Source organism: Oceanirhabdus seepicola, assembly GCF_023684385.1.
GTDB classification, from domain to species: Bacteria; Bacillota; Clostridia; order Clostridiales; family Clostridiaceae; genus Oceanirhabdus; species Oceanirhabdus seepicola.
Genome location: NZ_JAGSOJ010000002.1, coordinates 1 through 14,157, shown reverse-complemented (window position 1 = coordinate 14,157; position 14,157 = coordinate 1). Strand labels below are relative to the sequence as shown.

The 14,157-nt window shown below is 30.7% G+C and carries 11 protein-coding genes and 2 tRNA genes; 2 read left to right on the top strand and 11 right to left on the bottom strand.

Annotated elements, in window-relative coordinates; translation table 11 throughout:
• Window positions 1-118: 118 nt before the first annotated feature.
• From KDK92_RS07665 to KDK92_RS07645, 5 genes are all read right to left on the bottom strand, one after another.
• Complete coding sequence (locus KDK92_RS07665) at window positions 119-2,557, bottom strand: ATP-dependent Clp protease ATP-binding subunit (protein WP_276575926.1); 2,439 nt, start codon at window positions 2,555-2,557, stop codon at window positions 119-121.
• A 9-nt stretch (window positions 2,558-2,566) separates the two neighbouring features.
• Window positions 2,567-3,592 (bottom strand): protein arginine kinase, encoded by a 1,026-nt coding sequence (locus KDK92_RS07660; RefSeq protein ID WP_250858645.1) that lies wholly within the window; start codon window positions 3,590-3,592, stop codon window positions 2,567-2,569.
• Between the two features lie 13 nt (window positions 3,593-3,605).
• Window positions 3,606-4,121: a UvrB/UvrC motif-containing protein gene (locus tag KDK92_RS07655; protein ID WP_250858644.1), complete on the bottom strand. Its 516-nt coding sequence runs from the start codon at window positions 4,119-4,121 to the stop codon at window positions 3,606-3,608.
• A gap of 195 nt (window positions 4,122-4,316) precedes the next feature.
• Window positions 4,317-6,059 (bottom strand): ABC transporter ATP-binding protein, encoded by a 1,743-nt coding sequence (locus KDK92_RS07650; protein WP_250858643.1) that lies wholly within the window; start codon window positions 6,057-6,059, stop codon window positions 4,317-4,319.
• Window positions 6,060-6,136: 77 nt separating this feature from the next.
• The gene (locus tag KDK92_RS07645; RefSeq protein WP_250858642.1) at window positions 6,137-7,381 is read right to left on the bottom strand and encodes an aminopeptidase P family protein; all 1,245 of its coding nucleotides are present in this window, start codon (window positions 7,379-7,381) and stop codon (window positions 6,137-6,139) included.
• 323 nt (window positions 7,382-7,704) lie between these two features.
• Here KDK92_RS07645 and KDK92_RS07640 point away from each other — a divergent pair, with 323 nt between their 5' ends.
• Both KDK92_RS07640 and KDK92_RS07635 read left to right on the top strand, forming a co-directional pair.
• The gene (locus tag KDK92_RS07640) at window positions 7,705-8,394 is read left to right on the top strand and encodes a response regulator transcription factor (RefSeq protein WP_250858641.1); all 690 of its coding nucleotides are present in this window, start codon (window positions 7,705-7,707) and stop codon (window positions 8,392-8,394) included.
• Window positions 8,395-8,397: 3 nt separating this feature from the next.
• Window positions 8,398-9,909: a HAMP domain-containing sensor histidine kinase gene (locus KDK92_RS07635; protein WP_250858640.1), complete on the top strand. Its 1,512-nt coding sequence runs from the start codon at window positions 8,398-8,400 to the stop codon at window positions 9,907-9,909.
• A gap of 121 nt (window positions 9,910-10,030) precedes the next feature.
• Here the strand turns inward: KDK92_RS07635 and KDK92_RS07630 are convergent, their stop codons facing one another.
• The 6 genes from KDK92_RS07630 to KDK92_RS07605 all read right to left on the bottom strand — a co-directional run bounded on the left by KDK92_RS07630 (window position 10,031) and on the right by KDK92_RS07605 (window position 14,152).
• Complete coding sequence (locus KDK92_RS07630) at window positions 10,031-10,666, bottom strand: histidine phosphatase family protein (protein ID WP_250858639.1); 636 nt, start codon at window positions 10,664-10,666, stop codon at window positions 10,031-10,033.
• A gap of 197 nt (window positions 10,667-10,863) precedes the next feature.
• Window positions 10,864-11,106, bottom strand: coding sequence for a hypothetical protein (locus tag KDK92_RS07625; protein ID WP_250858638.1), 243 nt, complete (start codon window positions 11,104-11,106; stop codon window positions 10,864-10,866).
• Window positions 11,072-11,407 (bottom strand): hypothetical protein, encoded by a 336-nt coding sequence (locus KDK92_RS07620; RefSeq protein ID WP_250858637.1) that lies wholly within the window; start codon window positions 11,405-11,407, stop codon window positions 11,072-11,074. Before KDK92_RS07620 ends, KDK92_RS07625 begins: the two co-directional genes overlap by 35 nt.
• Before the next feature lie 31 nt (window positions 11,408-11,438).
• On the bottom strand, window positions 11,439-13,523 hold the full coding sequence (fusA, locus tag KDK92_RS07615; RefSeq protein WP_250858636.1) for an elongation factor G: 2,085 nt from the start codon (window positions 13,521-13,523) through the stop codon (window positions 11,439-11,441).
• A 429-nt stretch (window positions 13,524-13,952) separates the two neighbouring features.
• Window positions 13,953-14,028: transfer RNA gene (locus KDK92_RS07610), tRNA-Ala, on the bottom strand.
• Window positions 14,029-14,075: 47 nt separating this feature from the next.
• Window positions 14,076-14,152 (bottom strand) — tRNA-Ile (locus KDK92_RS07605).
• Between the last annotated feature and the right edge of the window lie 5 nt (window positions 14,153-14,157).

Here is a 14,157-nt window from a genome sequence, read left to right as displayed (position 1 = left end):
AACATGTTAAAAATATAAGGAATTGTATAATCTCTATATTTATTATACAATCCCTTTGGCCTCAATAAAACCTCTAATATTACTAATTATGATACTTTTTATTCAATTTACGATAATACTACAAAGATTCAAAATGTAATTTATCCTCTTTAACAGTTACTAATACATTATCTCCTTTTTTTATATTATTCTTCAATATTTCTTCAGACATTCTATCTTCAATGGCTTTAGTTATAGCTCTCCTTAAAGGTCTTGCACCATATTCTAAATCTAAACCTTCTTTAGCTAAATACTCTTGAGCTTTTTCATCAAATTTAACTGTGATTTCTATTTCACTCAACCGTTGTTTAACACTTTTTAACATTATTTTAACAATACTTATAAGATCCTTCTCTTCAAGTGAATGAAATACAATTATATCGTCAATTCTATTTAAAAACTCTGGTCTAAAACTCCCCTTCAACTCACCTATCATATTCTCTTTCATTTTTTCATACTCAGTATTTATTCCATTTGACGTGATAGCAAATCCCATTGTTTTTTGCTTCTTTATAGTCGCTGCCCCTACATTAGAAGTCATTATAATAATAGTGTTTTTAAAATTAATTAATTTTCCCTTACCATCAGTTACTATTCCATCTTCCAATATTTGCAATAATATATTAAATACTTCTGGGTGTGCCTTTTCTATTTCATCAAATAGTATAACTGAATAAGGTTTTCTTCTCACCTTTTCAGTCAACTGTCCTCCTTCTTCAAATCCAACATATCCTGGAGGAGATCCTATCATTCTTGACACTGAATGTTTCTCCATATACTCTGACATATCAATTCTAATCATATTACTTTCATCACCAAACATAGCTTCTGCTAGAGCCTTGCTTAACTCAGTCTTTCCTACTCCAGTTGGTCCTAAGAATATAAATGACCCTATTGGTCTCTTTGGATCTTTCAAGCCTACTCTAGCCCTTCTGATAGCTTTTGCTATAGCATCAACAGCTTCTTTTTGGCCAATTACTCTCTCATGTAATATTTCTTCTAAATTTAAAAGCTTATCAGATTCAGATTGTGTCAATTTACTAACTGGCACATTAGTCCATTTCGAAACCACTTGTGCTACATCTTCTTCACTCAACTCTAGATCTTTTGACTCACTCTTGGTAACCCAATTATTTTGCATATTATCAAGCTTTTGTTTAATCTCCTTCTCTTTATCTCTAAATTCAGCAGCCTTTTCAAAGTTCTGAACAGAAATAGCATCAACTTTATCCTTTGTTACTTTTTCTAGTTCTTCTTCTAAATCTTTAAGATCTGGAGGAGCAGTAAAATTCTTAAGTCTTATCTTTGATCCGGCCTCATCAATAAGATCAATAGCTTTATCTGGTAAAAACCTATCTGTTATATATCTATCCGATAAATTAACAGCAGCCTTAAGAGCATTATCCAATATTTTAACCCCATGATGAGCTTCATATTTATCTCTTAATCCCAGCAATATTTGATATGCCTCTTTCTTTGTAGGTTCCCCTACATTTATTGGTTGAAATCTTCTTTCTAAAGCAGAATCCTTTTCAATATATTTTCTGTATTCATCCAAAGTCGTTGCCCCAATACATTGAATTTCACCTCTTGAAAGTGCTGGCTTAAGAATATTTGAAGCATCTATTGCTCCCTCTGCTCCCCCTGCACCTACAATAGTATGTATTTCATCAATAAATACTATTACATTATTCGAACTTACAATTTCCTCCATAATACTTTTAAGTCTCTCTTCAAATTCTCCTCTATACTTTGCCCCCGCTAAAACAGATGACAAATCTAATGTTATTACTCTTTTATCTCTTAACAATTCTGGAATGTTACCTGCTGCAATGCGTTGCGCCAATCCCTCTGCTATAGCAGTTTTCCCAACTCCAGGCTCTCCAATAAGACAAGGGTTATTCTTCATTCTTCTGCATAGTATTTCTAATAATCTTTGTGTTTCATCATCTCTGCCAATAACAGGATCTAATTTCCCTTCTAAAGCCATAGCCGTTAAATCTCTTCCATGTTTATCTAATACAGGTGTTTTATCCTCTCTTCTATTTCTCTTTCTACTACCTTCATTTGTCTGCACATTAGGCTGTGCCTTTAAACTTTCAACAAGTTTAGTAAATAACCTATTTATATCTGCACCTAATTTTATCAAAATTGTGAAAGCTACCCCTTGACCTTCTTTAACTAATGCCAGTAACATATGTTCTGGGGCAATATATTCATTCTTTAATTCATTTGCTGCCGTTACACTTGAATCAAGTAACCTCTTTGTTCTTGGGGTAAGTGGAATTTGTTCCTTAACCTCTTCTTTTCCTTCCCCTTCCAGTTGTATTATCAATTTTTTTACATCATCCTTTTTTATCCCTTCTTCACTAAGAAAAAGATTTGATTCTTCTTCTTCAATAGTTAAAAGCCCTAGTAATATATGTTCTGTACCAACATATCCATGTTTCAAATCTCTAGCATTATCTTGAGCATAAAGAATAACTTTTTGAGCCCTTTCAGTAAATCTATTAAACATAATTCCCTCCTATTTGTTTAGTTTGTTTCTTATCATCTCTGATCTTTTAACCTGGTATTCTTTAGAATTTGATATTTCCTTTTCTTTTTTTAGAATTGAATAATCACTTATTCCCACAAGTAAACTATTAATCTTTTTATAATTTATATCTTCTATTATTCCCATTTCCACGCCTAATCTAACATATGAAAGATGATTAATTGCTTCTTTATAAGTTATCATTCTGCTATACTTTAAAGCTCCTAACGCTCTAAAAGTTTTATCCTCAAATTCATATTTCATAGTAGAATTCATCTCATTCCGCTTACTCTTCTCAAGGTATATTATCTGTTTTACCACATTTGATAAATTGTTAATTATTTCTTTTTCTTCAATTCCTATGGTAACTTGATTAGAAAGCTGATAAAGATGTCCCATTGCATTTGATCCTTCTCCAAATAAACCTCTTATAGTCATACCCAGTTTTGAAACAGAATTCATAACTTTAGATATTTCATTCTTAATAGTTAGGACTGGCAAATGCAACATTACAGAAGCTCTAATTCCAGTTCCACAATTTGTTGGACATGCAGTTATGTATCCAATCTTCTCATGGAAAGCATAATCTAATCCACTTTCCAATAAATCGTCAATTTTGTTCGCCATATCATAAGCTTTCTCTAAATTAAATCCTGCATTGATGCATTGAATTCTAATATGATCTTCTTCATTTATCATTATACTGACAGTTTCATCCTTATTTACAATATAGGCAGCTTTAGAGCTATTATTGAGTAATTTTTTGCTTATAATATGTTTCTCAAAATCAATAATATTTTCTTCATCTGTTCTATCCCAAAGTTGCTTTGTTTTATATTTTTCAGTATTAAATTCATCTTTATAAAAAACCTTTTCCACATTTTTAATTATATCTTTTGCATCCTCAATACCTAATCGGTGAGGAAACTTAACATTAGAAAAATTTCGTGCCAATCTTATACGACTACTAATAACAATGCCATTATTAATAGAATTAGAACTTATCCAGTTTTCCATTAACTCCTCTCCCCTATTCCTCTTTCATAGCTATTATTTCATCTCTCAATTCTGCCGCTCTTTCATAATTTTCATTTGCTATTGCCAATTGGAGATCTTCCTTCAATTTTGTAATTTTCTTTTTAACCATTAAAGATTTCCCTTGTGATTTTGGTATTTTACCCAAATGCTCGTTATTCCCCTGTATCCGCTTCATTAAAGGAATAATCTCCTTTTGGAAGATTTCATAGCACACATCACAGCCCATTAATCCAGTATTTTTAAATTGTAAAAATGTTGTGCCACAATTTTTACAAGGAACAATCTTTTTTTGTTTATCATACATGAAGGTATTTGTGCCCATGTAATTAAGTAGTCCTGAGAACAAGTCATCTATGTCAAAAGAACTATATTCTATGTCTCCAATAACTTCTAGAGTATTTTTTTCTTTAGCACATTTATCACATAAATTCATCTCCATCTTTTTACCATTTATGATCTTAGAAATATGAATACTAGCTTCATTAATGTTACATTTATCACAAAGCATTGCGTCTCTCCTTCACTATATAATATAAAAGGAGCTTGGTTTTACCCAAGCTCCTACACCTCTTACATTAAGCTCGGTTATGATATCTCCTCTTATAATTAATCATTTCCAATCTTATGTAAAAATATTATGATTTTCGTCAATGAGATTCCTATTTATTAATAATAACTTATTTTACCATAAATTACAATTAATTTATATTTCATCTGGTATAAACCCTTTAAATTGAGCATTGTAAAGACGTGTATATATACCCTCTTTACTCATCAATTCTTCATGATTTCCTTTTTCTTCAATTCCTTCACTTGTTATTACAATTATATTATCGGCATTTTTAATTGTTGATAATCTATGTGCTACAATTATTGCTGTTCTACCTTTTGATAATTCCTCAAGAGATTTTTGTATGATAGCTTCGCTCTCATTATCTAATGCTGAAGTTGCTTCATCTAGTATCAATATTGGAGGATTTTTAAGGAATACCCTAGCTATAGATATCCTTTGTTTTTGCCCTCCTGACAATTTAACCCCTCTTTCACCTACATAAGTATTATATCCCTCATTAAGAGTCATTATAAACTCATGAATATTTGCCTTCTTAGCAGCTTGAATAATTTCTTCATCAGTTGCATCTGGTCTACCATAAAGAATATTTTCCTTAATTGTTCCTGTAAATAAGAAAACATCTTGTTGTACAACCCCAATATTTTGCCTCAATGATTTCAACTTCACATCATGTATATTTACATTATCTACAGTTATATCTCCTTTATTTATCTCATAAAATCTAGGTAATAACTGACATATTGTAGTCTTTCCTCCTCCAGAAGGTCCAACCATTGCAAGTGTTTCTCCATGTTTTATGTTTAATGATAAATCTGATAAAATTGATTTATTATCATCATATTGGAATGAAACATTTTTAAATTCAATATCCCCTACTACATTTTCAAGCTCAACAGAATCATCTCTATCTTTGACCTCTGGTTCAATATCCATCAACTCAATAAATCTTTCAAAACCTGCCATGCCTGATTGATATTGTTCAACGAATCCTGTCAACCTTCTAATTGGCTGCATGAAAAGTCCTATAAATATTAGATATGTTGCTAAATCTGCAACATTAATCTCTCTCCTTATAAGGAATATTCCTCCTGCAAAAATAACCACAACATTTAAAACATCTGTTATAAATCTAACTCCTGATGCAAATTCAGCCATATATTTATATGCATATGTCCTAGCATTCTTGAATTTTTCATTTCCTTCACTGAATTTTTCAACCTCATATTCTTCGTTTGTAAATGATTTTGAAACTCTAACTCCTGCAATACTATTCTCTAACTGTGCATTTACATTGGCAATTTTCTTTCTTACCTCTTTGAAGGCCTTTGCCATTTTGACTCTTTTCTTTGCAGCAAAATACAATAGTACTGGAAGAAAAGCAAAAACTATTAAAGTTAACTTCACGTTAATAGTACACAATAGTATAAATGACCCTATAAACATAACCAATGATATGAATAAATCTTCTGGACCATGATGTGCAAGTTCCGATACTTGCATTAAATCATTAACAATACGTGACATTATCTGCCCAGTCTTATTATCATCAAAATATTTAACTGGTAACGTCTGAAGATGTTTAAATACATCTTTCCTCATATCGTATTGCATTCTAACTCCAACTACATGCCCCCAATAATTTACTATATAATTAAAAATATATTTCACAACATATAGTCCTATTAAGATAGCAGTGAAAATTCCAAGTGTTCTTATATATGTTATATCTATACCTGACTCTATGTCATACATAACTCTTCTAGTAATCATAGGGAATACTAGATCTAATGCAGCTATCCCAAATGCACAAAATAAATCAAGAATAAATAGCCCCATATGATTCTTATAATATTTAATAAACCTTTTAACCATATTTCTCCTCCATATCATACTAATTTTTGAACAAATATAAGCCGATATGGTATTACCCAATATCAGCTTGTGTAGTTCTATCTATTTGCCATGAATTCTTCTATTTCATCAGCTTCTTTTATTACATCTTTACAAAGATTCACGCATCCATCTTTAGTTACTAATAGATCATCCTCTATTCTAATTCCAATACACTCTTCCTCAATATAAAGTCCAGGTTCATTTGTTATTACCATTCCCTCTTCAAGAGTTACACTTCTACTTCCCACATCGTGAGTATCTAATCCCAAATAGTGTCCAAATGAATGGAAGAAATACTTTCCAATTTCTTTTTCATCTTCTATTAATCCTAACTTTATACATTCCTCAGCTAGAACTTTTTTACAAATTTCATTTAACTCCATAAATGGAACTCCAGGCTTAACAGCTTCTTCCACCGCCTTCTGAGCCTTTAATACCGCGTTGTATACATCTTTTTGTCTATCTGTGAACTTACCATTTGCAGGGAATGTCCTACTTATATCAGCATTGTGATATCCATACTGTGCTCCAAGATCAAATAAAATCAAATCTCCATCTTTTATATCACTATTATTCTTATCATAATGTAATATAGTTGCATTTTTACCTGCAGCAGCTATAGTTTTAAACGCTTTATCTCTTATTCCATTTCTAATTAATGTAAAATCAAAATAAGCTTCAAGTTCATACTCTTTCATACCTGGTTGAGCATTCTTCATCATAAGCTCTATACCATCTTTTGTAATTTCAATAGCTTTTTCAATATTCTTTATTTCATCCTCATTTTTTATTACCCTTAGTGATGAAATTTCTTTGTATACATTCTTTATTATTATATGTGGATATTTCTCTTTTATATCTTTTGCTAATATTTGCTGTTTGTTTAAAGACATATTTATACTCTGTCTTTCTAAATCAAAGTAAATCTGCTCTATAGGCATTCTATTCATTGCCCCATCTAGATATCCTTCAAATTCATCTATATGTTTTATAGTTTTAATTCCTGATTTTTCATTAGCTTCTTCTTCAGTTATTGTTTTCCCTACCCATTTTGCCATTATTGGATCAAATCTCTCGATAAATAGAGTCTCACTTATTTGCCCATTAACCTTTCCAATTGTAAAGATGATTTTTTCTTCATCAATTCCAGTTAAATAATAGAAATTTCTATTTGGAGTAAATTCATATCGCTCATCTGCTGTTTTAAATGGCGCTGTTCCGGCAAACATAACTAATAAAGAGTTATCCTCAATAAGTTCTGAAAGTTTGTTTCTGTTATTTATAAAAAAGCTTTGTTCCATGTTTATTCCTCCCAATAGGTTTATATCTTCATTTTTATATAATTATAACATATATAAATCTATCCAGAAACATAAGTTTTGAGTTTCGAAATATATTTTCCTCTGCTTTTGTTCGCAATACTGAAACATTTATATGATAGAATAAAGAATATGAAAATAAATAAACGGCAAAGATTCGACGGATATTTTGCAGCTTAGGTATATTGGGGCTGATAGTTGTTCTAGAAGTGAGTTCCAAGGATGAAAATTATTCCACAAAATACCCTAACATACTGACTTTTGATTTATTTGAATGTGCCTAAAGAATAAGCGAGGTGTATATTATGTCTACTACCATATTGATTGTGGAAGATGAATTCAAAATGAGAAAATTAATTAAAGATTATTTCAAAAAGGAAAATTATATAATAATAGAAGCTGGTGATGGTCCAACTGCCATAAAAGAATTTAAGAATAATCCTGATATCGATATTATAATACTTGATATTATGATTCCGGAACTTGATGGATATACTGTATGTGAAGAAATACGCGAAATATCTACTGTTCCTATAATAATGTTAACCGCAAAAGGAGAAGAAGAAGATAAACTTCTTGGCTTTGAACTTGGAGCAGATGAATACGTAACTAAACCTTTTAGTCCTAAAGTTCTTGTAGCCAGAGTTAAAGCTCTTCTTAAGCGATCCTCTATCACTATACAACCATCTAATAATAAAATAATTACTATTGCTGATTTGAAAGTTAATATCCAAGAAAAATCTGCGCATATTGGAAACACATCTCTTCAATTATCACCAAAAGAATATGATCTTTTAGAGTATATGAGCAATAACCCCAATATGGTTTTATCAAGAGATTCCCTATTGAATAATGTATGGGGTTATGATTATTTTGGAGATTCAAGAACAGTAGATACGCATATTAAACGCTTAAGAGAAAAACTTGATGTTATGTCATACATAGTAAAAACAGTAAGAGGAAAAGGATATATGCTTAAGATTGGAGATGAATAAATAATGGGTAAAAAAATAAGAAGTAGTATTACTATCAAGGTTTTTCTCTTTACAATAATACCTATATTTTTATTAATTCTTCTTCTAATAATATCTCAATATCTATTTTTTAATGATTTTTATATAAACAAAAAGAGTAAGACTCTCAAATCTAACACATTAGGTTTAAAATATACAATCGATAATTATAATTTGACAGTTAACTCATTTAAGTCCTATATTTATGAATTTGAAGAAAAGAATAATGCCAAGGTTGCAATTTTAAACAGTAATGGAGCAATAAAGTTTTCTGTTACCCCCTATGATGATAATAATATACTTAAAGAATATGATACTATTAACAAAGCAATTGCACATTGGTTGAATTCGGATAATTATTATAAAGTTCTTCTTTCAAAAGAAACCTTAACATATCAGTTTATGGATCCAATATCAAAGAATTATTATTCAGTTATAGTTTCTCCACTAGAAACCTATAACCCATCAATACTCTTTGTTGTATCCACTTTACAACCTGTTGATGAAGCAAATAGTATTCTTACACAATATTACCTGTACTTCATTGTAGCTGCATTGATAATTTTAGTTATAGTATCTATTATATTATCACGTATGTTGACCAAACCACTTATTGCCCTTAATAAAACTGCAAAAAAAATGTCTAATTTAGAATTCAATGTTAAATGTAATGTTACTACCAATGATGAACTTGGTAGTTTGGGTAATTCTCTTAACTTTATGTCAAAGAAACTTGATACTACATTAACTGACTTACATAAAGCTAATGAGCAGCTCATAGATGATATTGAGAAGGAACGTAAGCTGGAGAAAATGAGGAGAGAATTTATCGGAGATATTTCTCATGAACTGAAAACTCCTATAAGCCTTGTCCAAGGATATGCAGAAGCATTAAAGGATGGTATTGTTGATAAAGATGATATTAGTTTCTATACTGATGTTATTATAGAAGAAACAAACAACCTAAATTGCCTTGTTATTGATATGCTTAATCTTGCTAAACTAGAGAATGATCCTTATAGTATTAGGGAAAAAAAAGTGAATTTATCACAATTTCTAAGGGTTATAACTAAAAAATATTCATTAATGATGCAAAACCATAACTTTATTACAAATATTGATATAGATACGTCACCTTACTCAATATTCGATCCAAAGAGGATAGAAGAAGTCCTTAATAATTTTCTTACTAATGCCAAAAGATATACCAAAGTAGGTGACAAGATAATAGTGTCTTTAAAGATTCTTAATGATGACAATTTTATTATATCTGTAGAAAATCAAGGTGTTCAATTAAATGAAAATGACTTAAATAATATATGGAATAAATTTTATAGAGTTGATAAATCTAGAAATAAAGCCTCTGGTGGTAGTGGTCTTGGCCTCTCTATAACTAAAAGAATCCTTGATTTACACAAAAGTATTTATGGCGTAGTGAATACCCCTAATGGTTTGAAATTCCATTTCACCTTACCAGTGTATTCAAAGAAGAATTAAAAAAGAAAAAAATAAATTAGGTTATTTAAAGCCTTTCAGTTTTACTGAAAGGCTTTACTATTTGTTCTTTGTACTTTTTTCTTCTTTTATGAATAAACTTACGAAGTAGTTTATTCATATGTTAATAATGAGGATTCTTTATATATTCCTCTTTATGGTGAGAAGCATCAGCATGAACCTCTATATTCATATTCGTTCCGTCGTGATCAATTATAGTTAAACTCGTTTGTTTTATAAAAGGTTCACCCCAAATATCATCTAAGTCTTTTCCTTCAAGTTTAAGTAACATTCCCTTTAATGCAACTGTATGAGTTACAACTAGGATATTGTCATCTATATGTTCTTTTATAATATTACTTAAGAATTTCTCAGTTCTATTAATAACATCTTGAAATGTTTCACCTGAATTATTTATATACTTACTAGGAGTTGTCCAATATATATCAACCATTTCTCCATATTTTTCTCTTAACTCTTGCTGATTCAATCCTTGCCATTCACCAAGTCCAATTTCTCTTAAATCATTACTGGTCTTTATCTCTAATCCCCAATCTTTATTAAGTATCTTAGCAGTTTCATAAGCTCTCCCTGAAGTGCTTGAGTATATATAGTCTATCTTTTCTTCCTTTAATCTTTCATATAACCATTCAGCTTGTCTAACTCCATTCTCCGTCAAAGATGAGTCATTCCATCCTTGTAATCGCCCTTCAGTATTCCATATAGTTTCCCCATGTCTGGTTAAATATATTTTACCCATCTGATCTCCTCCTACGCATATAACACTTTTAAACATCTAATATTAATTTTAGCATACTCTCAGTTCAAATGCATCTTATCCCAAATCGTAGATAATCCATATTTATAACGATAAAAAGGTACACTCCGCGTAATTTTCTAAATGATAAAAAATACCTAAAATGAATATTATCACTTTAGGTATCTACTATGTTATTACTATTCTAATAATTTTTCCTCATTAATCTCATTATTTCTTCTCAATTGAAATTCCACATCTACGGTAGGTGTTATCCATGCTTGAAAATCTGGTGGCGAATCAATATAATTATCCATATTTTCTCCTATATTTCTTACTACCATACCATCTGAACCATATGATTGAGATAATAATTTCAACTCAAAATAATCTGGATTTTTTTTCTTTCTATTCTTTCTTTGCTTTGATTGAGTATCTCCCATCTTTCTCTTCTCCTTCGTTTATGATATTAAACTGTTCATTCTTTAGTATATTACATATTATATCCACTTCTTTTTTTGGATTATTTTCAATATTCACAGTAATACTATCCTGATAATCTAGAATGCACACATAATCCTGTATTACAGAGTAATCCCCCAAAGATATCTTATCATTTATATACAATTCATAATTAGGCATCTTAGTCGTCCTTTCACGTGCTATAATCTTCTTATAAATATCATATGTAAAATATAAACAAACTATTCTAAAAAGGTATATACCAAAAATCGGTAGTATCATATATGATACTACCGATTAAATAAATAATTAATTATTTACCATCTTCATTACTAGCCGCAGCTATTATTTTATCAACTTCTTCTCTAGGAACTTCTTCATATCTCCCGAAATTCATTTCAAAATTACCTCTAGCACCAGTCATAGATCTTAACTCTGTAGCATATTCAAACATTTCTGAACGAGGAACCTCACCAATAATTTTCTGTACTCCATCAAGTGGTTCCATACCTAATATTCTTCCTCTTTTTCTGTTTAAATCTGAGATAATATCTCCTGTATAATCATCAGGTGCACTAATCTCAACATGCATTATAGGCTCTAATATAATTGGTTGTGCTTCTTTAATTCCTTTCTTGTATGCCATGGATGCCGCCATCTTAAATGCCATTTCTGAAGAATCAACAGGATGATAAGAACCATCGTGTAAAGTTGCTTTTAATCTAATTACAGGATATCCAGCAAGAACCCCTTTCTTAATACAGTCCTTCAATCCTTTTTCAACAGCAGGTATATATCCTCTTGGAACAACCCCACCAACAACCTTTTCTTTAAATAACAATTCATCTTCCCCATCAATTCTAGGTTCAAACAAAATTTTAACATCTCCATATTGGCCATGCCCACCAGATTGTTTTTTATACTTTCCTTGAACGTCCACACTCTTTTTGATTGTTTCTCTATATGCAATTCTAGGAGTTTTTAATTCAATATCCACTCCAAATTTATTCTTCAGTTTGCTTGCAATAACATCTAGATGTGTAACACCTAATCCATGTATTATTGCTTGTGAATTTTCAGAATTTCTATCTACAATTAAAGTCGGATCTTCTTCCATTAACTTATGAAGACCTCCTGCAATTTTATCTTCATCGCCCTTTCCTTTAGGAACTGCCGCTTTTTCATATACTGGTTTGGGGAAGTCCATCTCCCTATATTGAACAAAAGAACCTTTTTCACACAAAGTGTCACCTGTATTAGTATATTGTAATTTTGCAACAGCTCCAATATCACCAGAATACACTCTCTTAGTATTATATTGCTCTTTTCCCTTTATGAAATATAAGGTCCCCAATTTTTCTTCCTTATCTTTATTAGGATTATATACTACTGTGTCAGCTGTAGCTTCTCCAGTAATAACTCTGAACATTGACAATTTACCTACAAATGGATCCGCTATTGTTTTGAATACAACCGCAGAAAAAGGTTGTTCGTGATCAATTTTCATCTCAAGATATTCACCAGTTTCAGTATTCTTAGCTCTATAAAGATTTGTATCTTTTGGTGTTGGAAAACACTCTACTATATCTTCTAATAAAGTATTAATTCCAATACATTTTGAAGCTGAACCACACATTACTGGTACTATTTCTCCTTTTGATGCTCCATTTATCAACCCATTATAAATTTCTTCATCACTAAGTTCACCTTCATCAAAATACTTATCTAATAATACTTCATCAGTCTCTGCAACAGCTTCCATTATCATTCTCTTACACTCATCGACTTTATCCATAAGGTCTTCTGGAACATCTGTTACTTCCATTTCATGTGTTTTAGGATTATATATTCTTGCGTTTCTTGATATAACATTAACTATTCCTCTAAAATTTTCTTCACTACCAATAGGGTATTGTATTGGTACAACCGAAATACCAAATTTTGATTTTAATTGAAGTAACACTTTTTCAAAATTACTGTTTTCTCTATCTAATTTGTTTATAAAGAATGCTCTTGGTAACCCATGATTAACAGAATACTTCCATGCTTTCTCTGTTCCTACTTCAATTCCTGATTTACCACAAACGGTAATCATCGCCAAATCAACAGCCTTCAATCCTTGTACCATCTCTCCTACGAAATCAAAATATCCTGGGATATCTACAAGATTTATTTTTACATCATCCCACTCACACAATGCCACTGAAGTTGAAATAGAGTTACCTCTTCTTTTTTCTTCAGGATCAAAGTCACTTAATGTATTTCCCTCTTCTACGTACCCCATTCTGTCTATTGCCTTAGTATAATATAAAAGAGCTTCTGTCAATGTAGTCTTTCCACTACCACCATGACCTATTATTCCAACGTTTCTCAAGTTACTAGTTTTATATACTTTCATACGCGAATACCCCCTGTATACTTAGCCTTAAATAACTTATTCTATATCACATTAAAAAATCCTCTAAATTTTCAGAATTTTTTAAATACTCAAAGAATTTAATGCTATAACTTATATTTAATTACAATATTAATATTATTATCTATAATATAAGGTTTATTCATAAATTTAGAAAATATAAGGTTTTTTTTCTGTACCAAGTGACTTTTTCCACAATCGCTAAAACTTATCAACAATATGATTGAACTTTTCAACATAATACTGAATAACTTTATGAAAAACTTCTCAGAAACTCATTAATTTAAGATTGATTAAATACTTTTATTATGGGAATAATCTTTTTTTCATTATTGACTTGTGGATTACCATATGTTTGAAATGATATGTAAGTGAATTGAAATAAAAAAACAGCCTTATAAAAGACTGTTTTGGTGGAGGTAAGGGGATTCGAACCCCTGACCCCCTGCGTGCAAGGCAGGTGCTCTCCCAACTGAGCTATACCCCCAAGTATTTATTTAAAAGAGTTACAGCCTTAAAGAAATAAGGCTGTAATGGTGGACCATCAGGGACTCGAACCCCGGACCTACCGGTTATGAGCCGGTTGCTCTAACCAGCTGAGCTAATGGTCCAAATT